The following is a 25,260-nucleotide window of genomic DNA, read 5'->3' on the forward strand; positions in this document are numbered from 1 at the left end:
TTGAATCAGGGATTGCAATAGCTCAGAACCAGCGCCATCGCGTTGTTGCCGGCTGGCGCACCATCCGAGCCGGTGATCGTCACGCGCCACGACGGGTCGATGTTGGCCTGGAAGCTGCCGGTGTTGTTGCCGGTGTTGTTCGCGCCAATGATGTTGGACGCCGACACCGCTGCAAGCACCGCCGAGGGTGACAGGCCCGCGCGGCAAGCAGGATGGGGCACGGTGGCGCCGTGCTGGTAATACGCGGCGCTGCGCAAGCCGATCTGCGCCTGCGAGACCCATTTGCCGTTCGAGCACACCAGTGCCACGTTGCCCGTGGTCAGCCCGAAGTCCGCATCCTCGGCGCAGGAGTCGCCCTCGGCGGCATAGGCCAAGCCGTTGCCAGGCTGCCAGAGGCCATTGGAGCATTGCAGCCATACCGGCTTGCCCTCGGTCTGGCCCCACAGCGCCATCCCCGGCGTCGTGCAGGTGGCGCCCTGGACAGCGGTGGAGCGCACATGCAGCGCGCCGCGCAAGGTCACGTCGTTCATGAACTGCGGGTCGCGGGTGTCGCGCACGCGCAGGAAGTTCCAATACTCGGCCACGCCATAGCCGAAGCGGGCGCAGACGATGCCGGCAGGCGCGCCCGCGATGGGGTTCGGTTGGCTCCAGCCGCCGCCGCTGCCGATGATCTCGCCCGTGCCGCCCAGCACACTCGTGCCGGCATTGCCGCCGATGCGAAGGAGCATCTTGCCGATGCCGAAGCTATCGACTTCAGCGCGGTCGTTCAAATCCCTCACCGGCCTGTCCGTGCAGACCAGACCAGTAATGCTGCAGTCAACGCCATGGGGCGACAGCTCGCAGCCTGCGGGCGCGCGTTGGATCGAGATGTCGTAGCCGGCCTGGGCGAGAGACTGGTAGCTGCCCACATCCGAGATGCCATCGATGCCCAGGTTCATCTGGGCGAGTTGCGCCACGGTGGGCCGCAGCGCCTGGCCCGGAGAATTGCCCCAGGCCAGGCTCACGCTGCCGCGCGTCAGGCCATTGCCCTGCTGGTAGTCCGCGTAGTGCTCGAACACCAGGATCTCTGCGGCAGTGCGGATCGCCCCGATGGTATCGGCCTGCACCTGCGCCAGCGCTGCCTGGGTTCTCGCGTGCTGCTCGCGAAACAGGTACAGCGCCGCGAGCGAGAGGATGGTCAGCCCCAGCATGGCACTGATCAGGAACCAGCCCCGCGCGCGGTGGCGCTGTTGGAATCTGGAAGGCATCGAACTCTCCACAAAAAAACGCCCCGGCCAGCACCGCTTATCCGCCAGCGCCCCGTTCCCTGACGGCATTCGCGCGCACGGTGACCGCCGAGGATCTGGTTTCCTCGATGGCGCCTGCCGCGATGGTCGCCTCCACCACAAACACGAGCGTTCCGGCTTCGCCGGGCACCACGAACACCGAAGCCAGCGCGGGGTTCGACAAAGCGGCTCTGGGGCCGGACAGTTGGCTCCACTTGAAGCTGGGCTTGCCCGTCGCCACGGCCGAGGAGACCGTGTAGCTTGCGCGCAGATTCGCCGGCGAGCCGACGAACACCTCGGGCTGGGCCGTGGCGGCCGACACCGTGAAGTCGAGCTGGCGCTGGGCACTCGACGCCGAGGCGGGCTCGGCATTCAGTGTGACCGTCGCCGTCTTGGTCCTGACCTCGGCGCCATGGGTGAACTTGGCCTTGACGAGCATGACGTAAAGGCCCTGCGCCGGCAGGACGAGCGTGACTTCGCTGCCGTTCAGAGCCAGGCCGCTGCCGGACGTGAAGTTGCCGCCCCCGACGAGGAACGACCATTCGTACTCAAGTTTGGCGGCGGCGGGGATCGGCTTGTCGAACTTCACGTCGGCCACGATGCGCAGCGGACGGTTCAGAGCCACTGTGCCATCGGCATGACCATCGACACGCGCGGCGAGCGTGAAGTCGTAGTCCACCCTGGGCTTGGGCAGCACGTTGACGAGAATCCGCGCGGCGCTGCGGGTTTCATCGGCCGCCATCACCGTGCTGGAGATCGTGAATTGGCCCTCGGCGTTGGCCGGGACGCGGGCGCTGGTCTCGCAGATGCCCGAGCCCACGCTCAGGCCGGTGCTGCCTGGCACATCACGCGCAGAAAGCGCGCCATGGGCACATGCCGCATCTTCGATGCTCAGGCTGCCTGCGGTGTCGCCCGTGGCCGCAGCGCTTGACCAGACCATCGCGCGCAGCTTCGGGCCGAAGGTCTCGGCACTCGCGCGCAGCGGCACCGACGCGCCGGCCAGCACGGTCACATCGCTGGCGGGCAACACCTCGTGGCGCGTGATGACGTTCCCGGGGCCTTCACCGCCACCACCACAGGCAACGAGCAAAGACACGAGGACAGTGCTGGCTGCAATGCGCAGGGCATCCTTGTTCATGGACTTCCTTGGTTGAGGGTTGGATCTGGCGGCCGATCAGGAACGGCCGACCCAGAACTGGATGGCGACGGCCGACGCCGATTCGCAGGCGGTCTCCAGCGCATCGATATCCAGGGCGCCGTTGTTCGGCTTGACGGTGCTCGAGCCCACGGCGACCTGGCGCATCTCGCGCTCGGCGTTGCTCACGATGTCCGAGCACTGCGCCGTGGGCACGTTGGGCCAGGTGATCACCACCGAATCGTTCGCGCCATTGAGCGATGCCGGGGCCACCGTGACCGCGCCGCCATAGCTGTTCGTGGCGGTTGCGGCCGTGCCATCACGCAGCGTCTGCGGGATCGCACCCGAGCGCACCGCCAAGGCCGTGGTGACGGCCCCGTAGCGGTTGGTCTGGCCATATTTGGCCCGCAGGTTGGCCGCACTGCCCAGGATATGCTGCGTCGAGTCGTTGATGGCGATCTTGCGCAGGTTGTCGCGGTAGTACAGAACGGCCGAGACGATCGCGATCGAAACCACGAGCAGCACCAGCCCCATTTCGAGACTGAGAAAGCCCTTGGCGCCGCGCTGGCTCAAAGCGCACTGGTGAGCGGGAGATGGGGACATGGACAACTCCTTTGATGAACCGGTGATCAGGAACGGTGGGTGGATGAGGCAGGGGAAGAAGGGGCACTCGGCTGGCGCTTTTCGTGATCGAGACGCAGCAGTTGCTGCTGACGCCGGGCGGCTTCGCGTTTCATGACCGCCGAGGGGCTGTTGGCCTCTTCGATGGACTTGATGATCACGGCCTGTCCGGCGTAGAAAAAGACGATCACGGCAAAGACGCTGACCAGCAGCATGGCGCTGAAGCGGGTAGCGCTTTTGCCCAGGGCCTCCTGCGCCTGGCGCTGGCCCTGGCTGCCGATGTCCACCAGCACCGAGGAGAACTGGCCCGCATCGCGGCGAACGGCGCTGTGCAGCCGCCCGGCCAGGAATGGCGAAAGCACGCCGTGCCCGAAAGCGCCGATGTGGTCGCCGGGATAGGTCTGCAGGTGCTCGATGATCCCGATCAGGTGCCGGCGCATCCACGGCGTCGCATCCCGGGCCATCGTCAGCAGCGCGTCTTGCAGCAGCATTCCCGACTTGAGCAGGCACGACAGGTCCGACAGCATGCGGGTGCCCTGAATGTCCCGGTACAACTGCAAGACAGGCCGGAAAGGAAACGCGAGGTTCCAGATCAGGCGCCGCGTGCCGGTCGCGCTCTCGGCATCCAAGCGCCACCTGGCCGTCAGATGGGCCAGCCCCCAGCAGATCAGCCAGAGCGTGAACGCCAGCAGGAAGGCGAACACCCAGGGGCCGATGCCCGCAAAGCTCTCGGCGGCAACGCGCACGAACCTGTTCAAGCCCGTCCACACCTGCGGCGGCGCCGTTTTGACGAATTCCGGAATGGACACCGCCGACAGCACATAGGCGAAGACGAAGCCCACCGGAATCAGCAGCATCGGCGAGGCCAGACTCTTGATGACCAGCTTCGTCATGGCCTGCTGCTCGTCCACGTTGTTGGCCAGGTTGCCCAGCGCCTCCGCCTGATCGGGCGCATGGCGCAGCACGCCCAGGGCCATGTGGTCTTTCGCCGGCATCGTGGCGATGAGCAGATCGGCCAGCGAATGGCTGCCCATGTCGACAATGCCGCGCATGAACGCCAGGCCCTGGGCGCGCGGCTTGTCCAGCGTCTTCGGGGACAGCGAAATCGCCAACTCGCCCTCCACGAAATCGCGCAGCAGTTCCTTGGCCTGGACGCTGCGGGCAATGTCCCGGTACAGCTCGGCACGCCGTGCCCAAAAGCCGCTGCAGCCAAATTGCAGCCACCTGCGGAAATCGGCAATCCAGCTCATGGCAGGATCTCCAGCGTGGCAAGCTGGCCGAATCGCTCGATGTTGCGCGGGTCGATGACGCCCTTGCATGCCTTGTACAAGGCATGCTCGATGACCAGTTTGCCGTTCATGTTTTCCGAGGTCGGGTTTTTGTCGGAAAACCGCAGCCGCCAATCGCGCATGGCTTCCCGATCCTTGCCCGCCGCGCTCAAATCGAGCCAATCGTCGTCGGGCAGCAGAATCTCCGCGCAAATCGTCAGCCCGGTGGTTCCGCGCCGGCGACAATGTTCACAGCCCGAAAGATTGCGAAACCGCAGAATGCGCGGCTCGATATCGAATCTTTCGTTGATGGTGCGTGCCAGGTATCTGATGTAGCGCGCTTCCCGCAGCGACTGCCCATCGCCGGCGCGATGCAAGCAATCCACGATCCCTGCCTGATCCATGCAGCACCGGGGGCAAAGGATCGGCACCAGGGCCTGGTAATCGAGCAAGCCCAGCAGGCCCGCGCCGGTCAGTTCCTGGCGCGTCAGGCCGATGTGCGGATCGGTCAAACGGTTGATGGCGCCGGCAATCGAGCCCACATGCAGGGTGAACATCGACAGGTGCCCGGACTTGGCCACGTTGGCCATGGCCCGGGCACTCAGGATGTCGCGCACCTCGCCGACATCCACCAGATCCGGATCGGAGCGCATCAGGCTTTCGATGGCCACGTTATAGGGGTCCTTCTTGCCGTGTTCGTTGAGCGTGAGCAAACTGCGCTGCACATATATCTGGTGCATGTGCAGCATCGGATACTCGATCGGGTCGGCCACCTGGTACATGGCCGAGCGGCCATATTTCGGATGCGCTTCGACGAAGGTTTTTGCCGTCGTGGTTTTGCCCGAGCCCGTGATGCCCATTTGCCCGATGGCGCCGCAATCGAGGCGCTGGGCCCGCTCGAACAGCTCGATGTGGCTGGGGGCAAAACCCATGCTCGCAAACGTCATGGCGCTGTCCGCCGCGCTGGAGGCGAGCAAGCGCACGACGGCCTTGGGGCCATACAACCCGCGCAGGCAAGAAAACCGCAGCCGGATATTTGCTATACCCAGCGCGGTGTCGATCATCGACGACAGGGTCTCCGACTCGGAGAAAGTGCCGCTGCTGTTGCTGTGCCGATCAGACAGCATCTCGTAGGCCGACTTCATCGCATCGAGCGCATCGAACTTGGTGAACAAGCCCCGGTCGGAGCCGGTGATGGGCTCCAACTCGCCGTCCACGCGCATCAGCACCTCGGCCAGGCCGCCGTCGAGAATGCGGATGTGCAGGTCGGTTGCCTTTTCCTCCTTGGCCAGCGTCACCCATTCGCGAAACAGATTGGCGCCATCGGACTTGCCGCCCAGGCAAGAGGTGGTGTCCGCGCCGCGCTCGGCATTCAGGCGCACCGCCCGGATCACCGACGCATCGGCAAGCAGCGGCGTCCGGTGCACCCACACCCCGGCCGCGCCCAGGGCCGAGCGAATCGGCGGGATGTAGCGCGCCACCTGCGCCTCGAATTGCGGATCCAGCGCTACGCGCGCGCGGGTGGCCTCCAGCCCGATCGCGATGATCATGTCCTGGAACTCGGCGGGAATACGCAGGCCGATGTTCGGCGAGCGGGGGCTGGTCAGCACATCCTTGTGCGGCGGAAAATCGGCGATCTGCCGAATCACCTCGGGTGACTTGGCGCTCACTGGGGTACCTTCGCCTTCGGGCGGCCGTGCGGCGCTCATGGAATCGTCTTGCGGCTCGAGCGTCGCCTTCATGTCCACCCGGAAACTCCGGCCAGAGACCGGTTGAGGAGAAACAGCTTCCTCTGGTTGCTCCGCTGTGCGGGCGAGACGGTGCAGCAGATTCATACGGCCCTTTGCTTGAACGAGGCAGTTGGCGGAGCGCTCAACGGGGCAACTCCAGCGCCTCACCGACCCGCATCACGGTGGAGACGGGCTCGATGGGCCGGCAGGCTTTGCGCTTGGCGGTTTTCGCCGTGCAGCCATGGGGCAGGCGCTCGGGAATCTCGACATGCACCGTGCCGTCCATCTCCGCCGGTTTGATCAGGATCGCCAGATTGCCCGTCTGCACCCGGGCGCCCACCTTGCTGGTCATGAAGGTCCCGTTCAGTGTCAGATCCACCGACGGCAGCGCCCGGGGGCCATAGATGGCGACAAAGCTCAGCAGATGCGCAGGCGCAGGTGGCGCCTGCTCCTTGGCTGGCGCAGCGGCCACGATGGCTGGCTCCTGCATAGTGAAACCATGCCTGGCCAGAAAGTCCTCGGCCAGCTTCTTGCGCTGCATCTCGGACATCTGGCCAATGGTCAGTGGGCTGCTGCCATCCCAGTGCTTGAGCTTGGGGCTTTCATCCTTGCCCTTGTCTGGCACCGGGGCGCCCGACACCATGGCCATGGCCTTGAGCTGGCCCACCGTGGTGGTTTGGGCCAAGGCTCCGATCGGGGGCAAGCCGGCAGAAAGCATGGCAGCAAACACGGCGGCAGAGGTGGCGGCAGAGGCGGACTTACTTTTCATAAAGGAACCCCTTGATCGAAATCGACATGCCCTGCTCTGTCGCAAGGACGTAGCTGTCCGGCACCCAGTTCGGCGGCATTGCCTGCAGCGCCTGCACGGCGAACGGGAGCTTGAAATGGATGTCCAGCCGGGTGCGCCTGACGACCACATCCGGGCGAACGCCCGCCATCGGCATCACGGGCCATGTGCCTGTTTCACCGAACTGCCCCGTCGCGCCAGCGTTTTCCAACAGGTTCAATGGCGGCTTGACGGCCTTGTGCAGCGCAATGCCGGCGCCAGCAATCGCGGCACCGGTGAGCACGGCCGCCTGGCCCCCGCAAGGCATCTCGATGACGGCCTCCTTGTCGCCCATGGATCGCTCGGGCACATAGCGCCCGCCCGAGCGCATGTCCATCAGGTCGGTCACCATCCCGCCATGGCGCGACCAGCTTTCGGTGCAGGTCATCACGTTGCAGTCCACAGACTTGAGCGCCCAGCCGCGGTAGAAAAACGGGCTCGCCGCCAACCGCTCCAGATGCTGCGCCAGCGAAGGCGCGGACCAGCCGGCATTGCCCATGGCCTCCCCCAGCGCCCGCAGGTACAGCGGCGTTCGATCCTGCTCGGCCTTCTTGCGCGCCTCCTGTGCGCGCTGGTGCGGCATCACCACCATGCGGTGGTGCGCGCCGTAGAGAGCCACGGCGGTCAGTGCCGCCCATGCCAACACGCGTTGCGCCGGATGGCGCGCAATGGCCCGGGTCAGCGATGCCTTGCCGGCGTGGGCCGCCAGTTCCGACAGATCGATGAGGCTGGCTTCGTCATACTCCGGGCGATCCGCGAACAACTGGAAGTCCTCGCCGCGCGCTCGGTATTCATCGACGATGTCCGTCGCCCGGCCACGGGCTTGCAGGCTGTCATGGACGATGCGGCCGCCTTCGATGATGACCAGCGCCCGGGTCTGGCCCTGAGCGCCATCGGGCGCGGCCGACAAGATGGCGTTGACCCGTTCGCGCTGCACATTCGAGGAGCGCACGATGGCAGCAATGAAGACCAGCGCGAGCGAATGGATCCGTCGGGCCTTGTGGCCGCCGATGGTCACCGACGTCACCGACGTCGCCGAAGGCAGCGCACCCGGGGTGTACAGGCCCAGGTATTTGCCCGCCCCGAAGTCGTCGATCGCGTAGCGCGAGGCGCCGATCGCGCGGCCCGCCGTCCGGATGGAGGCATTGGCTTTGCGGCCCGCCGCGTCCAGCACGGACCAGCGCAGCCCGCAGGCCAGTCCAAGTCCCTGGTGCACATGGACGATGGTGCTCATGCCGTCCTCACAGGGGCGTGGCGCGAACCAGGATCAGGAAATGCTCGCGCTGGTACGCAAGCCGGCGCGTGCCGCCCAGCACGAGGGGCAGGTTCTCGGCCAGACGGGTATCGTCACGCTTGGCGACCAGGCGCGACAAGCCCGTGATCACGGCCGCCTCGCCCGGCGCCAGCGCGATGGTCGAGGAGGCGTTCAGGGACTCGGTGCGCGGCGTCTGCACCTTCTGCAAAGTGGCGCCGCTGCCGGTCGTCACATCGAACATGCCCAGCAGATCCGACAGGCCGATGGAGTAGCGCAGAAGCACCGTGTTGTCGTTCTGCACATAGGGCAGCACGGCGAATTGGTCGCCCGTCGTGATGGTGTCGGTCTTCAGGCCCGGGGCGCCGGCAGCGCCGGAGCCGGACGACAGGCCGGGCACGGTTTCCTTCAGATAGCCTTCGGTGGCAAGACGGGACTTGGTATCCCACATGCCATTGAGCGTCGTGATGCTGATCGGCCGGTGCTGCGAAGCCTCGCCATACTGGTTCAGCAGCGCGAGCATGGCCTTCGTCGTGGCCGTGCCGTTGCCCCAGACCATGCTGGCACCGATGCTCCCGGCGGTGGCGCCCGTGGACAGGCTGGGCGTGGAGAACGTGAGGCCGTATTTGCGGCTCAGCGACTGGAACACGCTGCTCCAATCCAGGCCCTTCTCATCGGCGTCGCTCGTCTTGACCGAGTACAGGTCGAAGGTCACGTTGACCATGGTGCGCAGCCACTTGTTTTCTTGGCGCAGGAACTCGCGCACCTGGGCCTGCGCCTCCTTGCTGGTGACCACCAGCATCCGGCCGGAGCCATCGGCCCAGGTGGCGCTGCTGCCCGGCACCTTGGAGATCAATTCCTGCACCGCCCGCAGCAGCGACTGGCGCACATCCATCGCTCCCTTCTGGGTGACCGCCGTCGTGGCCTGACTGAGCATGCTGGCATTGCTGGCCCCCGCAGTGCCGGAGCCGCCGCCACCCATCGTGGTGCTGAAGTCCTGCGCGCCGGGCAATGCCGCCACTTCATGGCTTTGCGTGACCAGCCGCATCAGCACCACGGCACCATCGCGGTACTCCCAGGACAGGGAAAGCGTATTGCTCAGGTGGTCCAGGAAGTCCCGCAGACGGCCGTTCCACTTCATGCCCACTGCGTTGACCGAGATGTCGGTGTCGGAGGAAACCGCACTGGCCGGCGGGCCGCCCACGGCAAGCGCGGCCGCCGGGGTGCCCGGCGCATTGCCGCCGGCCATCGGGAGGCCGGTAATGGGTGTGGGCAGGGGCGTGGGCAGCACGGCCTTGACAGTCGTCGCGCCAGCAGCGCCGGATGCGCCCTTGCCGCCGTCGTCGATGCGCACGCGAACGGGGATGTTGGTGAGCCGGGTCAGCCGGGCCGCCACGACGCTGATGGGCACCTGGCTGTCGCCGAAGTCGAGCACGAAGTTCTCATCGAAGATGGCCGGCAACCGGCGCTCGGTGCGCGCGACCGTCTGTATGCCCCCGACCCAGGGAGACTGCACGAAGCGCACCAGTTGGCGGCTGCGCTGCAACTGCCCGCCGCGCTCGGCCACATGCGCCGGGGCGCCGTAGGCCCGCTCGTGCGCGGCCATTGCAGCGGGCAGGGCTTGCGTCGGGATGCCCACCATGGAGCGATCGACTCGGCGCTCCAGATCCGTGGCGCAGCCGGACGCGAGCACGGACATGAACACAGATGCGGCGCTGCCGAGGACAGATGGCGCAAAGCGGGAAAACATGCGTGCTTACTCCTTGACGGATTGATCGCCCAGGCGCGTGATGCGCACCACGGGGGGCGTGTTGGCGTAGAAGACGGCTTCGAGCGGGTAATCGCTGTCGCGAATGGCCGGCGAAGCGAGCACGCGGTCGATGGCATCGGGCAGGGTGCCGGTGAAGGCATCGGCGGCCGAGATCAGGATGTCGCGATCCGCATCCCAGACCAGCTTGTGGCCGGCCTGCTTCGCCCAGCGGTCGAAGGTGGCCTCCAAACGCACATCCGAGGTCAGGATCGTCCAGTGCTGCACCGGGGTGCCAGCGGCCTGTTGCAATCCCTGGTCGAGGCCCGCAGAGGGCTGCGCGGGGTGCGCACCCTGGTATTGCCCGGCGTACTGGCCCGGATAGGCCGCCTGTTGACCGGGCGCGGCTTGAGGCGCCTGGACGCCCCCCGGGGCGCCGCGAAGGAAGAACTTGCGCTCGTTCCAGTCGATACGCGCCGTCATGCGCTCCTGGGCGAGCCAGCGATCGAGCGCGATCAACCAAGGCTCGCCTGCTGACATGTGCAACTGGCTCGGGCGCCGGACATCCATGTCCTTGTGCGCAAAGCCATCCCAGCCGGGCGGGAATATCGTTCGTGCCGCCGTCATCAGGTCGGTGCGCATATCGACCATGGACGGCGCGGCTTCGCTGCGGGATGCCTGGCCGATATGCTCGATACGCGGCTGCGCATGAACCTGCGCAACCGCAACCAAAATGATGCAGCGGGCGATTGTCTTCAGCATAGGTGCTTTTCGGGGGGTTCAACGGTGGATGTCTGAATGCGCCTCAAATGCCCCAGCACATCGGCCAGATAGGGCTGATGGAGCGCCGGGGTGCGGCTGTGGTAGCGGGCGATGGCCGAGCGCCAATTGCCGGTGGCCAGAAAATGCTCGTTCAAGATCTGGCCGGCCACCTGGATGTTGGCCACCGGATCGAACGCGGCTTGTATGCTTGCGAACTTTCCGGAATGCCAGCGCCAGTTCACCTGCATCACCGAGACATCGAAGTTCGTGATGCCCTGTGCCAGCAGATATTTCGCCGCAGCCACGGCTTGCTGCCGCGATGGAAGGCGGTAACTGCGGCCGCTCCAATGGATCGACCAGGGCCAGAAGCGGCCATTCAGGCCCGTTTCCTTGAGCGCGATGGCCGTCAGGATTTCAGCGGGAATTGGCGCGCCCGTGATGCGCGCCAGCGTCGTCAACGGCGCTGCAGACCAGATTCCCCGGCCCTCGGCCATCGCATCGATGATGTTTTCATCGAGCCGTCCATTCGTCCAGACAGCGTGCCCCGCGCGCAGCAGCCGGCTTGCATTCGATGAATCATTGCCGTCCACACGGGATTGAACCAGTTTGCCGTTGGCGCAGGAATAAACCGACAACCAGCCATCGGACGGGCCTGCATCCGCATCCATCGGGCAAGCGAATGTGGCAATGGCTGCTGTGACAAAGAAATGGAGACAACCTGAGCGCATCGGCAGATTACAAACTGCCAACCCCTGGTGTCCCGAGTGAATGTTTGATCTGACCCGGCAGCTTTTACCGCATCAGCCCGTTCTGATGCGCCAACGGATTCACCAACGGATCGGTACGATCGCGCTTGGCGAAAAGGTGCTTCACCCAAAAAAAGACCGGCCAAATTTGGCCGGTCGCTTGCGTTGGGACAGCAGTGGTGTCAGCGCTGGAACAGGGGAACGTATTCCTCGGGCTTGCCATTGTGTGATTCCTGCGGATACAGGGGCCGATAGCTGGCCGGTGCAGGCGCAGCATGGTCGCCATCGGCCAAATCCTGGATGCGCCCAGCCGTTGCCGTCCGGCACAGGGCATTGGCGCGTTCGGCGCCCAGCGTGTTGCGCCAGACGAGCGCGGCCTCGAACACACCGTCAGTGTTCATGCTGCATTGCACATTCGATTGGGCGGGCACAGGGCCAGCGCAGCACAGGGCCAGCCCGATGACGGACAGATGGTTCAGTTTCATGGGTTCTCCCGATTCAAAAACAAGTCACTTCTGCGCGCCATCCGTCAAATCAGCCGCCTGCCTGATGGCCTGCTTGGCCTCACCGCCTCCGGCCGAGCCGCGATCAAAGCCGGCCTGCGCGGCGCTGCCCATTGCGCTACCCATTGCGCCGCCCACTCTCGACATCACGGAACCCGCACCAGCGGCTGCCATGGCACCAGCGGCCATGGCGCCTGCGCCTTTCACCGCATTGGCCACACCTTCGCCAGCCTTGCCACTCATGGCATTGCCAGCACCCGTGCGCCCGGGCAGCAGCGCGTCGGCGAATCCGGGAATCGCACTGAACACCTTGCCCAGCCCGGCCGCCACCAGGGCAATGGCGATGGCCTTGCCAATGGTTGCCTTGTCGTTCGGGGTTTGAAACTTGTCCGCCACATCGATGACCAGTTCCTGCACCAACACCATCGCAATGATTGCAAGGGCCGTGAGCATGGCGGCGTTGATCAGGAAATTCAGCCATTGATCGAGCCATCTGCGGGTTTTGGGCAGTGGCAGGGTGGCGATGAACAGCGGCCCGAGCGCAACGCCAATCCCCAGGGCCACCGGGCCAATCAGAAACACGCCGATCAACTCCTTGCAGGCCAGCAAAATGAAAACAAAAGCGATGGCCAGAAACAGCAGGGTGATCAGCATTTCACCAAGCACTTCTGCAAATTTGAGGGTAAATCCCGCCTCTTTCACACTTGCGGCAAACATTTTGGAAAACGTCCTCAGAAACACATTCACGAAACCCATGAATGCCTCCCCCACGCTTTTTCCGGTGACCTCGATGACCTCCTGCCCGAGCTGGACGATATCGTTGACGAGCATGCCGTAATTGGCCAGCAGGAGCGCCGTCAGCACGGCAAAAATCAGCGGCTCGACCATCGCTGTCAGCGCCGAACTCTTGTCGATCATCGCCACCAGCAATGCCCACAGCATGGCAATCAGCGCCAGCCCGGCCGCCAACCCCATCGCCAGGGGATCGAGCTTGTCCGCAATCGTCATTGCCGAATCGACAAAGAGTTGAATCAGGTTTTTCCCAAGGATGGAGTTGATGATGTCGGCAATGAAAACCAACGAATCGGCAGGGCCTGGTTCTTGCCCTTGCGCATATGCACCGCCCGAAATCATCGACAGCGCCAATGGCCAGACAGCGGATTTTCCTTTGCCAACACCCATGGGAGCCCCTGGATCCTTCAATCGCCTTGATGGCGGTTCGACAGCGAACGAACGATGGCAGCGTCCCGCTCGAAGGCCTGCTTTTCCCTGCGGCGGTATTTGTCCAGATAGCTGTCGTAGTTCTTGCGCTGCAGGGCTTCGTCCTCGACCTTTTGCGCATGCATCTTGTTCGCCGCACTCATCGTGTACAGCATGCTCGAGCTCTGGTCGATGAGCGTGCCGACCGCATTGACGGCCGCCTGGAGCGCTTGCGTCGGGCCGCTGACACTCTTGAGGTTCAGCAGGATTTTCCGGTTCGCCTCGTAGGCCTGCCGGACCTGCTGGTCGGCCGCGTAGGCCGAGTCCAACAGCATCGTTGCCTGCTCGTCGCCGCGATCCTTGCGTTCGGCAATCCCGGAGGCGAACTCCTGCCAGTGGCCGTAAGGCGATGCGCCGAAGACGTTCTGGATGTCTTCGATGGCCGTCTTGCTCTGGCGCAACGCACCCTGGAGTTGCTGGCCTGCCTGGATGATGCCCAGCAGTTCCTGCATCTCGGCCGATGCCGCGAAGGAATCGAACAGCGGCTGGGAAGCCGCGTTCGATCGAATGTCCTGCTCCAGTTGCCGGGTCTGGGTGATCAGGCTGGCCGTGGTCTTGACTGCCGTGATGATGTTTTCGACATGGTTCAGCGGGTCATAGACCAGACGCTGAGCGAATACGGAGGTTGTCGGAAGCGCCGCTGCGCAGGCGAGCGCGCCACAAGCGAGCCATGTTCGATGCAATCTTTTCATTGCTTTCTCCGCAGAGCCTGTCCGATGTACCACCCGCGCCAGTCTTGCCTGCCGCTGGCCTTGGCCTGGTCGAACAGATCCTGATAGGCCGGCTCCGAGCGCAGGTGGGCCAATGTATAGTCATCGAAATCCGTGCGCAGCGTCTGGCAATTGCCGCTGAAAATCCGCAGGTAATCGCGCTTGGGGGTCAGCTCGCCGATCAGGGACACCTGTTCGTGCGTCATGCCGAACATGCTTCGATACAACGGGCGGTGGTTTTCCAGGCGCGGGTTGTAGCCCAGGATCAGGTTCGGCACGTTGTCGGCCAGGGTGGCCCGGATCTTCTCGCTTTCGATGCCCGATACCGCTTGCGGCGACTGCACCGTGAGCCACACCATCGCGTTGAGTTTGCGGAATGTCTTGAGCCAGCCGTCGATGGCGTCGAGGAACGCGCCGTCGTTCAGCACAAAGGAAGCCTCCTCCAGGTAGATCAGCGTCGGGCGCCCGGTCAGTTGCCGCTCGATGACCGTCAGGGCATGGTCGAGGAAGGCGCGCGCGAGCCGCTCCACGGACATGATGCCGCGCATCTCGATGCAGGTCCAATCCGCAACCTCGAAATCGTCTTGCACCGAATCGAAGTACCCGAAAGGCCCGCCCTCGACCCACTCGGACAGCAGCACCTGCAGCTTGCGGGGCAGCAGCGTCCACACCGTGGACAGGCGCAGCTCCTGCGAGGATTGCGCGACGTTGTCCAGCACGCGGTACAGCTCCTGGCGATCCTCGGCGAGCACGCCATCACCGGCCTCGGCAATGCGGCGCAACAGGAACTCGCGCGCCTGCACCTTGCCCAGGTCGCCATGGCGCAGGTTCGACAGGGGATTGAGCCGCATGCCGTTGGATCGCATGTCCATGTGCGTGCCACCGGCAAGCCCGGTGATGATCCGGCATGAGCGATCGCGGTCGAAGATGATGACCTGGCCGCGCTCGTAGCGCGTGAACTGGGACAGGCAGTAGTTGACGAACGTCGTCTTGCCGCCGCCCGTGGGCATGACCAGCAGGGTGTGTCCGACCTGCCCGACGAACGGATCGAAATGCACCTGCGTGCCCAGCATCGACTGGAACGTCGCCAGCGGCGGAACATGCTTGCCATAGACCTGGCTGGACAGATGCTGGCAGTAGTTCGAGCCAGCCTCGGCGGTCACGAGCGGCGCCGCCTGGGCCACCAGCTCGGCGTTCGCGAGCATCAGCCGCCGGTTGGTGGCCCACTGCCCCGGCAGCATGGACAGGTAGGACGCTTTCAGGCCCACACGCTCGCGAATCAAGGGGATCTTGCTCAGCGAGCGCAGCGCCTCATCGGCACGCTGCTCGGCCGCCCGGGCGCTCTCATCGAGCACGATGAGCGTCATCGAGTGGTGCACGAAGCCCAGGTTTTCTGCCAGTTGCCGGCGCATCGCTTGCAGGCATTGCGCATACAGATCGGCCTTGCCCGGATCGACTTCGGGCTGCGCTCCGTTCAGGTATGCGCCCACCCGCTGCAGCAGCGTGCTCTGGGTCATGCGGTAGTAGCGCGTGACCTCATCGAGCGTGGCCCGCGCCGTGGCCGCACTCATGCACTTGATCACATGCACGAGGCGCAACTCCATGTGCAGGCCCAGGATGCCCAGCAAGGTGGCCGCAGACGCCGGGTAATCCTTCAGGGTCAAGGCAACACCGAAGACATGGCGATCGGGCCCATAGCTGATCAACACCTCCCGGCCGAATTTCACATCCGACAGCGCCGCCGCTGCGTCGAGCATCGAGTGGGGCAGCACTTGGTGATCCGGCTCGGCCCGGTGGCTGAGGTTCGCCATCCGCACCAGGCAGTTGTCCAACTTCCAGCCGCCCATGCGGCGCAAGGAGACGACGCTGTTGGCCGCGATGAATTGACGGATGCCGCCCTCGGCTTGCCGGATGTTCTCATCGAGCTGCCGGGCGTCATGCAGCACGGCGTTCCTGAAATTGCGCGCCGGATCGAGCCCCGACAGCAGCGCCGCAGGCAGCGACTGCCCTTGCTCTGTCATCCTGCGGCGAACCTGGTCCATGAAGGCATACACGCCAGTCTCGCCGGTGTAAGAGATGAACGCCCGAAAGTCGATCGTGAAGACCCGGCCGCTGTCGTACTGGAGCTTGCGCCGGGCCGCCATCGCCGCGTGCAGGCCGTCATGCGCGTCCGATTCCCACTGATCCGGGGCCAGCTTCTTGCGCTTGTCGATCACCCACCAGATGTAGAACCGCTCATCGAGCGCCTGCAGCGCCTTTTGCAATTGCAGCACGGCGCTGTCGATGACGAGCGGATTGTCCTCATCGATGTCCACGCCCGTGTACTCGAACGCCGCGAGCAGCGAGCCGTCCTTGCACAGCACGAGATCCGGCGTCACATGCACCAGCCACGGCAGAAACTGGGCCAGGGATTCGGTGCAGCCTTCGGGCGAGCGGGCGCGCAAAGCCATTACAGCGCAACCCCCCGGGCATGGCCCGCCGGGCGGGAGTCGAACCTCTCGCCGTGGCTGGGCACGCCCGCCTTCAAGTCGTTGGGCACGCATTCGTGCAGCAGGTACAGATCGACGATCCCGGGGTCGATGCGGAAGAACCAGGACAGGGCTTTGTGGACCATCGCCGCCACCGGCAGCCACACCAGGCCCCAGGGCAATCCCACGGTCAGCATGGCGAGCAGGCACAGCGACCAGATCAGGCTCGCCGAGCGCGCCCCGACTCCCGCCGTCATGCGCGCTCGCCGCAGAACCGGGTAATCGACTGCTGCTTGCACGGCTCAGATCGAGCAGGTCGGCGACAGGCCCGTCAGACCGATCAGGTACACCACGGCGGCGGCAATCGAGCAGCCGATGATCACGTACAAGATGATGTCGCCCACCACGGACGACTTCACGAAAAAGCTGTTGATGATGTACACCAGCACCGAGATGATGGCCGCTGCGGTAAGAATCGTCTTGATCCACCCCGCAACCTCGCACAGGCCCGATGCCGATTGGCTCGCGCCTGCGCCGCCCGTCTGCGCAAAAACCTCCGGACTCAGCGCCAATGCCATCAGCATGAACCAGCCAAACGACTTGCAGAGCCGGAGCGCCAGGTCACTGGCAAAGATATTCAAGAGCATATTCACCCTCTTTCACTCCCTGAACCAGGGCGATTTCAGCCACACGGCGCACACTTTTGGCCACACCGCTGTCCATGCAATACCGGCGCTCGCAATACACGATCAAATGAATGCAATTGGTGATGTACCTTTGCGCCGCCGCCGGCGACATCTGCACCCCGGGCGGCAAGGACATCTGAAACAGCATCTCCAGGGTGCTCAAGGCCCCCGCAGCCGATGCGGCGTGCAGCGTCGTCACGCTGCCGCCATGGCCGGAGGAAAGTGCGCGCAACAAATCGAAGGTGTCGTCGCCGCGCGTCTCGGAAAGAATCAAGCGATCGAAGCGCGAACGCATGGCATGCTGAATCAGCACCTTGGCCGTCAGCCCGGTTTGCGGGCTCGCCAGCATGCATTCCTTGTTCTCGACGCGCAGCGCAATCTCGCGCGCGTCTTCGATGAGGCCGATGCGCTCATTGCCAGGCAGGTCCATCAAAATGGCGTTGGCGAGCGTCGTTTTTCCGCCTGACGTGGGGCCGGCAAAAACGCAGTTCTTCTTGTCTTCGATGATCAGGCGCGTGAGCAGGTCGGCTTGATCGCGCCGGAGCATCCCCCATTCGATCAATACATCCTTGGTCGGGCGCTCCTGCGGCTCCAGGTGCTTGCGGATGGTGATCGTCGTGCCACGGGAATCGACACCGATCAGTGCGCCGGCAAACCGCAGGCCGCCCACCGCCGCACTTACCACCGCATCCTTGCCGCCGGCGATCAGATCGATGCCCGTGCCGTTGACGCCACTGGCCTTGGCCACGGCAGTCAGTGCAATGCGGCGATCGGCCTCCGGGAGCACCAATTCCGTTTTATCGATGACCCCCTGGCGCTCCACCCAGACACGACCGTCGGCCGTCACCATGATTTCGGTGACGCTCCTGTCGCGCATGATTTGAGAGATTGGCGATAGCGCTCTCTCGATGATGCCGTTGACGATTTCCGCGTTGATCATTGCCGGCAATCATCAGCGCCCGCATGAACCGCCCAAAACCGAAAGCGGTGTCAAATCGGCAAGGATTCGACCGGCTAAATTTAGCCGGTCACGCGAAAGATAGGTGTGTTTCCCCAGGAATGTCTTTGGGGGCAGTGCGAATCGAGGCCATACTGACCGCAGACCCGGGCACCCGGCCCTGCACCGATACCCCGGCAAGCCGACCCGGCGCTTGAATCTGGCCATTCGATGAGTATCCTGATTGTCTCGCCTCGCAGCCGCCGCCATGAAGGAATGGAACGTGTATCTGAACGGCCGCTGCGTTGCCACCGTCAACGAAAATCATGAGTAAAAGGTCTAATGAATCCGAGGCATTCGGAACCAATCAAATTCTCCGGGCGTTCCGGCGCACCTATCCCGAATCCCGGGTGCTGCAGAATGTCATCCTGCCGCTGGATAACTTTGGCGCCTGTCCCACGGCCGAGTTCGACGTGATCGTGGTCTGCATGGCCGGTGTGTATCTCTTCGAGATCAAGGGCTATGATGAAGGCCGGATCGTGATCGACAAAGGCCCCGATGGCATGCAGCTTTGGAAGATCAACAAAATCAGCGGCCCGGTCGATATTCCCAACCCGATAGCCCAAGGTGGCCGCAAGATCCGCTACCTGCGCCAGTCGATCCCCAACTGCCAGATTCGCGGCTTCGTATATTTCACCAGCGAGCGCATCACCATCCCCGCCGACATCTCTGCCGACGTGGTGACTACGGCCGACCTGAGCTACCTGCCCCGTGTGCTGCGCTCCGATGCCAAGCGCCGCGACAGGCTGCTCACCGTCACAACGGTCAACGACATTGCCGATTCCATCCTGATGCTCGCCGAGGGCCACACCATGGAAGAACACATTCAGAACTGCCTTGCGACACACAAAAAGCCCAGGACCGAAGGCCACGCCATCCACTGAGGTCGGTGCGGTCTTGTTCCGCCTCTGGCGTCCAGACGACGATCACGCCTGGCCTGCCGCTGCCTGGTTGCGCTTGGCAGCGAACGCGGCTTGAACTTCATCATTCGACCGGCCACGGCCGGCACGCATCGAAGCGCGGGCGGCTTCGACCTTGCGCCGCAGGTAGTCGTCATATGCGCGGGCCTGGCGGCGCTGCTCGATGTAGCCGCGCCGGTATCAAAAGCAATCCACACAAAAAAGGCCGCATCGGGGTCTCAATCACGGCATCAGCTATCTATCGAATTGACTTGGCGGTGGATGCCTGGCCCAGCCCACCCTTGGTCGCAAGGCGACAGGTAGCGAGAACTCTCGCCCTGGCCTTTGCGCTTCAAGCGCAGGAACATGGCTCGTTTGGCAAAGAAGTCCTTGTGATGCGAGAGCATCGGCACCAGCAATGCAGTCTGCGCGATCCCTCCTCGTCATCGATGACAGGTTTTTTTGCACGCCCGGACGAAACCGCCAGGATTTGACTTCGAACTCTTTCAGCATAATGTGCATTCGAGGGCAGGCCAACGCACCGGCCGCCCTCGACATGACTTCCATTGATGACTGAAGGAGACCGATGTGAAGAACATCAAGATCACGCTGGTGATGACAGCAACTGCTGCGATGCTGGCCGCCTGTGGTGGCGGTGGTTCAGATACGCCTGCGGTGACAGCGGACACCCTGAACCGTACCAACACCCCCGGCGTGTATGCCGACAACGAACGCAAGTACATGTTCGATTCGCTCAATCAGGTGCGCGGCATCACGGGCGTGGGCTTTCTCAAACAGAACGAGGCGCTGGACAAGGCTGCCCAGGCGCATGTGGAATACATCAAGATGAATCCCGGTGAATGGAGTCATACTGAAAAACCCGGCTATGCCGGATTCACTGGAGAAACTCCTGCAGACCGTGCCAGACACTTCGGATATGCAGGGTATACAGGTGAATCCTTGTCAGGCGGTATTACTGCCATGGGCGCCATCAATGGACTGCTTGGAGTGCCCTACCATGCCAGACACTTGCTGGAGGACGATAGCGACCTCGGTACTGGCAGAGTATCCAGTGGTGCTCATACCGTGGTTACTGGTACTAATTCATGGAATAGCCTCCAAAAACTCGCCGGCGATCAGATTGCAATGTATCCATGCAACAACATTCAAGTGAATGTGCAGGGTCAAGGTAACGAAAGACCAAACCCAGTCGTCTTGAATGGCAAGAAGGATTTCGGTTACAGCAGCATGGCCATTGTTCGTCGCGGTCAGACCTTGGTGGTTGACTCCTGGGAACTGCGCGATGCGGCCGGTAATCTGGTTCCGACCGTGGTGATGACGGGGGCCAACGATACGCTCAAGTATTTCTCGAATCACGAGGCCGCACTGATCCCGTTGAACGCATTGCCCCGTACCGTGACCACTTACACCAGCGTCCTCAAAGGCAAGAACAATGGCGTGCCGTTCGAGAAGACTTGCACTTGGCGCACCGTGGCCGGTGAGACAGTGCCATCGAACTGAGCCATGCCCCACAAAGCAAAAACCGCCCTCAGGCGGTTTTTTTGTGCGCTTGCCCATCCTGAAAGACGAGGTTTGACGCGCCTTTCGATCAAGGCCCGATACCGGTGCAACCATTAGGATCGGTATAACCAAAATCGACCACGATGTCACAGGAATCGGTATGGGGCGAGGTGTAAACAGTAGCGCAATAACCCCGAATCACGTAGCACACCCTCGGCACCTTCGTCGTGATGGGCGTTGTGGGGGGTGGTGTGATGGGCGTTTCAGCAGGACACCCCCCAGGAGGCATCAACTTCCCATCCGGGCAATACTGCGGGCACCCATTTGGCCCCATGATCGAGCCATCTGAGCACACCAGAGGCTGCTCGGGGCAAGTGCTGCCATTCTTTACCGAACCATCGGGGCAATACTCGATAGGGTTGATTAATGGCGGCGTGGGCGCAGGCGTGGGCTGCGAAGGTGAAGGCGAAGGCGGGCACGCCTGCGAGAAAGGAATCCGCGAGCCATCCCAACATGTCTGCAGGCAATAGCCACCCTCCGGATGAGCGCCCGAGCCGACGCAAATCAGATCCTCGGGATCACGGCAGCCATTGGCGCCAGGTGCACCATTCGGGTCATACCGAGGATCGCGGCGGCAATGCTTGATGAAGACGCCAGTCTGCGCGATCCCTCCTCATCATCGATGACAGGTTTTTTTGCACGCCCGGACGAAACCACCAGGATTTGACTTCGAACTCTTTCAGCATAATGTGCATTCGAGGGCAGGCCAACGCACCGGCCGCCCTCGACATGACTTCCATTGATGACTGAAGGAGACCGATGTGAAGAACATCAAGATCACGCTGGCGATGGCAGCAACTGCCGCGATGCTGGCCGCCTGTGGTGGCGGTGGCAGCAGCAATGAAGGCCAAAACCCCGGCGTGTCGGGCACACCGCCTGCTGCGGACACCCTGAACCGCACCAACACCCCTGGCGTGTATGCCGACAGCGCGCGCAAGTATGCGTTCGACGCGCTCAATCAGGTGCGCGGCATCACGGGCGTGGGCTTTCTCAAGCAGAACGAGGCGCTGGACAAGGCGGCGCAGGCGCATGCGGATTACGGCAGACTGGCTGGACTGAATCCTGTTGATGTTGAACATACCGAGAATCCTGGGTATGCAGGCTTCACAGGCAAAACACCGGACGAGCGTGCTCGGCATTTTGGCTATACGTATGGCGCATCCGAAGTATTGTCTGGTGGCGTTAACGACATGCAATCTTTTTGGAGTTTACTTGGAGTGCCGTATCACTCCATCAACATGCTGGATACTTATGCAGACATTGGAGTGGGTGTTTGGCCGAAGGTGATCCTGGTGATGAATCCTGGAAATTACTTCGCACAACTTTTGGATGGATCCTTTGTGGCGGTATATCCATGCAATGACATACAGGTCAACGTGCAGGGGCAGGGATATGAGACGCCGCAGCCGTCTGTTCTGAATGGCAAGGAAGATTTTGGCTACAGCAGCGTAGCACTCGTTCGCATGGGACAAACTCTCGAAGTCAGTTCATGGGAACTTCGTGATGCAAGCGGGAATGTGGTTCCAACGACACTGATGACGAAGGCCAACGATGCGAATAAGATGATTCTCGCAAACCAAGCCAGCTTGATTCCGTTGAACGCATTGCCCCGTACCGTGACCACTTACACCAGCGTCCTCAAAGGCAAGAACAATGGCGTGCCGTTCGAGAAGACTTGCACTTGGCGCACCGTGGTCGGGGAGACAGTGCCGTCGAACTGAGCCATGCCCCACAAAGCAAAAACCGCCCTCGGGCGGTTTTTTGCAGGGAATGAAATTAAGGATGACCGCAATCACCTATGGCATCATCGATGGGACCGAGCCAAATGAAACTATCGCAACCCTCCCATTGGCCCTCCGACCATGTAGCGCCGCCACAGGTTTGATGGAGTGTTCGAACGCACACCTTTGGCTCTCGTTGCCGAGGACACCCCTCAGGAGGCATCGACCGCCCATCCGAGCAATACTGCGGACACCCACTTGGCGTCATGATCGAGCCATCGGAGCAAATTTGAACGGGCGGTGGTACGGGATCCGGCGTAGCAGGTGGGGTCACCGGTGGTGCTGGCCGTGTTGGTGTTGGCGGACGAGGTGCCGGTGGCTGCGGGGGAGGCGGGCACGCCTGCGAGAAAGGAATCCGCGAGCCGTCCGAGCATGTCTGCAGGCAATAGCCACCCTCCGGATGAGCGCCCGAGCCGACGCAAATCAAATCCTCGGGATCACGGCAGCCATTGGCGCCAGGCGCACCATTCGGGTCATACCGAGGATCGCGGCGGCAATGCTTGATGAAGACGCAACTGTCCGCATAGGCCAGGCCCACGTTCAAACAGTGCGGCGGCGTGCCACACCAGAACGGCACGGAACTGGGCTCATCCCGATCAGAAATGCGCTGAAGACCTCCTGGCACATTGCAGCCCTCGATGGGCAGCATCGCGCGCAGGTCGGCCATGCCTTCCTTGGCGGGGTCATAGGTCCACTTGCCCTCAGCGGTGACGCCCGCGAAGGCACCTCCCCCGCCGAGGAACGATAGCGCCACGACGGCGCCCGTCAAAAATCGCTTCAAGAATCCGAGCACGGTATATCTCCCATGTAGTCGATGGGGGATTCTTGACCGCATCTGATGACCTGCGGGTGCCGAAAAACGCAGGAAAAGACGAAGGAATGGCGTGGACGCCATGCCATTTGATCCCTACTCAGGAAAGCTGCGCATCGTACTGTCGATGGACTTTGGAAGGCCATCGGGCGCTTGCTCGATGGCTTTGCTCCACAGGAACTGGCGAACTACTTTGCATCTTCTGGATATGCTTCTACTTAAATAAAAATACTCTAACGGAGCAGGCTCTCTGCTTGATTTTGAACCTGGTAGCTGACAATGGAGGACGATATGCCGAATTCTTTGGCAATGTTGTCGATGTTGGTTTCCGTGGGGTTATTCATAGACCATTTGTCCTTGATGCCTTCAATGGGTGCAAGGAATTCTGCGGCGAAGGCCCGGTTGGATTTCTGCCGGTCGGTCGAGGCACCAAGTACGGCTTGGCGAACACGATATGCCCGGCCACACGGAAGCCAGCGGCACGCCACGCGCTGAAAAACCGATCAACGCGGCTCCAGCCGTAGAACGAAATGCAAAAGGCATCATCGCGCAGGATGCGGTGAATCTCCCGGAAGGCGGGTAGCAGCCAACTATCGTCCGTGTCGTTGGCGATGCGGCGCCCCTCGCGGTCTTGATAGTCCACCAGATAGGGCGGATCGGTGAGAACGAAATCCACGGCTCGATCGGGCAGCGTGGGAAGAACAGTCAGGCAGTTTCCGAGAACAATGCGGCTCATGTCATGCTCCTAAGTGAAAGAAGGTTTGCTGTTCACCGCACACCGGATTCCAAGATTCGGAGCCCAGCCTTTGTGGCTGTTCGGTGCGGTCGGCACGAGGAACCCGGTTGGCCCTGTTGCCACCGTCTTTCCTGAGTTCATCGCCCGCGACGGTCAGGAGCGCGCGGACGGGGGCCGTCAAGGAGACAAGCGCAGGGTTGGTGCGGCCCGCAGGCGAAGTCGAGGACACGGCCCTGCGCGCCTTGACGGCACACGGCCGCGAGCTACAGTCGCGGACAAGGTGATGGAGTCAGGGAAGACGGCTGGATATGGCAACGGCCTTCCCCATGCGCTGACCGCACCGCAAGCGAAGCGCGCAGGCCCGAAGCTGGAAGCCGGGCCGGAGGCGTCAGCCGAGCGGAGCGAGGGAACGATGGAAGCCCGTCAGGGGCGAGACGCCGCAGGCGGCTCGATGCGCAACGCGCACGACAGCGCGACCGGCCATGTTTCTTGGCCGGGGACGCCCAGCCTTCAAGGCTCGATGCACAAGCTCATGCGCCAGTCATCGGGAAACAGGTTCGACAGCGACTGCCGTGGTCTGGCCGAGCCGGCGCAGCCGGTTCGGCGGTCTTTGAGGGGAGCCAAGCATCGCGCGGCGGGGATAGCCCGCAGGGCTTTCCCCTGGAGGCAAGCGCAGGCGCGAAGGCATCGACATCGGGCGCAGCAAAAGAAAAGGCGCGTCGCCCAAGAAGACGACGCGCCAGGTTGTCAGCGTGCGATCAGCTCGCCGCCGGCGACACCATCGCCTCAAGCTGTTCGATCACGCCCGGTTCGACTAAGACGCAAGGCTGGCTCGCCTCAATCGTCACGTTGAACACCTTGGCGAACACATGACGCTTCAGGTGCGCCAGCCGGCCCGTGCGATAAGCCTGCTCGGGCTTCACGCTGCCGCCCGGCGAGCCGCTGCGCTGCGGGTTGCACTCGACCAGCGCGACGAAACCATCGTCGGCCAGTTTCTGGTGTTCGGCGCACAGACCCCAGCCTGTCGTCGTGTGGCGCTCCATGCTCGCGCGAAGGCGCTTGTCGAGCAGGATGGCGCCGGTGTCGAAGGCCACGCCGCAGACCAGGCAGACGCGTTGTTCCATCGAGACGTGTGATTTGTCGTTCATGACGATCTCCGGTTGCACGGGCGGAATTGCCCGGAACCGTCGCCAGCACAGCGCAGCGCAAGCAGTCAGGGGTCGCAGACGGCCGCCAGGACGCAAGCGCGCAAGGCGCGCGCAGCCCTTGACGGCGAGAACGCCGTGATACGGTGAAGGGGACAGCAAGACCGCCTATCTACCTCCATCGAAGGCACGGATAGACAAGCGGAGCGCGCAGGCCCGCATGGGCCGGAGGCGTCAGGGATCAAAGCCGGATGGCCGAGATTTGGCACGAAGCGCGGGGCGCAGCCCGCGAGCTCGACGCGAGCTCGACGATGGAACGCCGGGACGCCCG

General features: G+C 63.1%; 23 protein-coding genes. 3 read left to right on the forward strand and 20 right to left on the reverse strand.

What is annotated here, in order from left to right; genetic code table 11:
- Positions 1–5: 5 nt before the first annotated feature.
- The 17 genes from VEIS_RS17905 to VEIS_RS17985 form a co-directional block, all read right to left on the reverse strand.
- Complete coding sequence (locus tag VEIS_RS17905) at positions 6–1,247, reverse strand: hypothetical protein (protein ID WP_011811402.1); 1,242 nt, start codon at positions 1,245–1,247, stop codon at positions 6–8.
- Between the two features lie 37 nt (positions 1,248–1,284).
- Positions 1,285–2,403 (reverse strand): hypothetical protein, encoded by a 1,119-nt coding sequence (locus tag VEIS_RS17910; RefSeq protein WP_011811403.1) that lies wholly within the window; start codon positions 2,401–2,403, stop codon positions 1,285–1,287.
- Positions 2,404–2,439: 36 nt separating this feature from the next.
- Positions 2,440–3,003 carry a type 4 pilus major pilin gene (locus VEIS_RS29880; RefSeq protein WP_011811404.1) on the reverse strand — a complete coding sequence of 188 codons (564 nt, stop codon included), beginning with the start codon at positions 3,001–3,003 and terminating at the stop codon, positions 2,440–2,442.
- Between the two features lie 26 nt (positions 3,004–3,029).
- On the reverse strand, positions 3,030–4,271 hold the full coding sequence (locus VEIS_RS29885) for a type II secretion system F family protein (protein WP_011811405.1): 1,242 nt from the start codon (positions 4,269–4,271) through the stop codon (positions 3,030–3,032).
- On the reverse strand, positions 4,268–5,998 hold the full coding sequence (locus tag VEIS_RS17925) for an ATPase, T2SS/T4P/T4SS family (protein ID WP_198137892.1): 1,731 nt from the start codon (positions 5,996–5,998) through the stop codon (positions 4,268–4,270). Before VEIS_RS17925 ends, VEIS_RS29885 begins: the two co-directional genes overlap by 4 nt.
- A 163-nt stretch (positions 5,999–6,161) precedes the next feature.
- Complete coding sequence (locus VEIS_RS17930) at positions 6,162–6,788, reverse strand: hypothetical protein (protein ID WP_011811407.1); 627 nt, start codon at positions 6,786–6,788, stop codon at positions 6,162–6,164.
- Positions 6,778–8,079, reverse strand: a complete 1,302-nt coding sequence (locus tag VEIS_RS17935) for a hypothetical protein (RefSeq protein ID WP_011811408.1) — start codon at positions 8,077–8,079, stop codon at positions 6,778–6,780. The genes VEIS_RS17930 and VEIS_RS17935 overlap by 11 nt, the downstream gene beginning before the upstream one ends.
- A 7-nt stretch (positions 8,080–8,086) precedes the next feature.
- Positions 8,087–9,847 (reverse strand): hypothetical protein, encoded by a 1,761-nt coding sequence (locus VEIS_RS17940; protein WP_011811409.1) that lies wholly within the window; start codon positions 9,845–9,847, stop codon positions 8,087–8,089.
- A gap of 6 nt (positions 9,848–9,853) precedes the next feature.
- Positions 9,854–10,606: a toxin co-regulated pilus biosynthesis Q family protein gene (locus VEIS_RS24920; protein ID WP_011811410.1), complete on the reverse strand. Its 753-nt coding sequence runs from the start codon at positions 10,604–10,606 to the stop codon at positions 9,854–9,856.
- On the reverse strand, positions 10,600–11,274 hold the full coding sequence (locus VEIS_RS17950) for a lysozyme family protein (protein WP_049773956.1): 675 nt from the start codon (positions 11,272–11,274) through the stop codon (positions 10,600–10,602). The genes VEIS_RS24920 and VEIS_RS17950 overlap by 7 nt, the downstream gene beginning before the upstream one ends.
- Positions 11,275–11,534: 260 nt before the next feature.
- Positions 11,535–11,837, reverse strand: coding sequence for a hypothetical protein (locus VEIS_RS17955; RefSeq protein ID WP_041950165.1), 303 nt, complete (start codon positions 11,835–11,837; stop codon positions 11,535–11,537).
- 24 nt (positions 11,838–11,861) lie between these two features.
- Positions 11,862–13,037, reverse strand: coding sequence for a type IV secretion system protein (locus tag VEIS_RS17960; protein WP_011811412.1), 1,176 nt, complete (start codon positions 13,035–13,037; stop codon positions 11,862–11,864).
- A 17-nt stretch (positions 13,038–13,054) separates the two neighbouring features.
- Positions 13,055–13,807, reverse strand: coding sequence for a hypothetical protein (locus VEIS_RS17965; protein WP_011811413.1), 753 nt, complete (start codon positions 13,805–13,807; stop codon positions 13,055–13,057).
- A complete protein-coding gene (locus VEIS_RS17970; protein ID WP_011811414.1) occupies positions 13,804–16,275 on the reverse strand; it encodes a VirB4 family type IV secretion system protein in 2,472 nt (823 codons plus the stop codon). Before VEIS_RS17970 ends, VEIS_RS17965 begins: the two co-directional genes overlap by 4 nt.
- Complete coding sequence (locus VEIS_RS17975; RefSeq protein WP_011811415.1) at positions 16,275–16,550, reverse strand: hypothetical protein; 276 nt, start codon at positions 16,548–16,550, stop codon at positions 16,275–16,277. Before VEIS_RS17975 ends, VEIS_RS17970 begins: the two co-directional genes overlap by 1 nt.
- A 45-nt stretch (positions 16,551–16,595) precedes the next feature.
- Positions 16,596–16,940 carry a hypothetical protein gene (locus tag VEIS_RS17980; RefSeq protein ID WP_011811416.1) on the reverse strand — a complete coding sequence of 115 codons (345 nt, stop codon included), beginning with the start codon at positions 16,938–16,940 and terminating at the stop codon, positions 16,596–16,598.
- A complete protein-coding gene (locus VEIS_RS17985; RefSeq protein WP_011811417.1) occupies positions 16,915–17,919 on the reverse strand; it encodes an ATPase, T2SS/T4P/T4SS family in 1,005 nt (334 codons plus the stop codon). The genes VEIS_RS17980 and VEIS_RS17985 overlap by 26 nt, the downstream gene beginning before the upstream one ends.
- Positions 17,920–18,221: 302 nt before the next feature.
- Between VEIS_RS17985 and VEIS_RS17990 the strand changes: the two genes are divergently transcribed.
- The 3 genes from VEIS_RS17990 (at position 18,222) to VEIS_RS24925 (ending at position 22,177) form a co-directional block, all read left to right on the forward strand.
- Positions 18,222–18,860, forward strand: coding sequence for a nuclease-related domain-containing protein (locus tag VEIS_RS17990; RefSeq protein ID WP_157048578.1), 639 nt, complete (start codon positions 18,222–18,224; stop codon positions 18,858–18,860).
- A gap of 603 nt (positions 18,861–19,463) precedes the next feature.
- On the forward strand, positions 19,464–20,396 hold the full coding sequence (locus VEIS_RS17995) for a CAP domain-containing protein (RefSeq protein ID WP_011811420.1): 933 nt from the start codon (positions 19,464–19,466) through the stop codon (positions 20,394–20,396).
- Positions 20,397–21,217: 821 nt separating this feature from the next.
- Entirely contained in the window at positions 21,218–22,177 is a 960-nt protein-coding gene (locus VEIS_RS24925; RefSeq protein ID WP_011811422.1) for a CAP domain-containing protein, read from the forward strand.
- 212 nt (positions 22,178–22,389) lie between these two features.
- Here the strand turns inward: VEIS_RS24925 and VEIS_RS29890 are convergent, their stop codons facing one another.
- From VEIS_RS29890 to VEIS_RS18020, 3 genes are all read right to left on the reverse strand, one after another.
- Positions 22,390–22,623 carry a hypothetical protein gene (locus VEIS_RS29890; RefSeq protein WP_198137893.1) on the reverse strand — a complete coding sequence of 78 codons (234 nt, stop codon included), beginning with the start codon at positions 22,621–22,623 and terminating at the stop codon, positions 22,390–22,392.
- Between the two features lie 765 nt (positions 22,624–23,388).
- Entirely contained in the window at positions 23,389–23,784 is a 396-nt protein-coding gene (locus VEIS_RS18015; protein WP_011811424.1) for a DNA methyltransferase, read from the reverse strand.
- 758 nt (positions 23,785–24,542) lie between these two features.
- Entirely contained in the window at positions 24,543–24,932 is a 390-nt protein-coding gene (locus VEIS_RS18020) for a hypothetical protein (RefSeq protein WP_011811425.1), read from the reverse strand.
- Positions 24,933–25,260: the final 328 nt, after the last annotated feature.

The sequence above is a fragment of the Verminephrobacter eiseniae EF01-2 genome, from assembly GCF_000015565.1.
Lineage (GTDB): Bacteria > Pseudomonadota > Gammaproteobacteria > Burkholderiales > Burkholderiaceae_C > Acidovorax > Acidovorax eiseniae.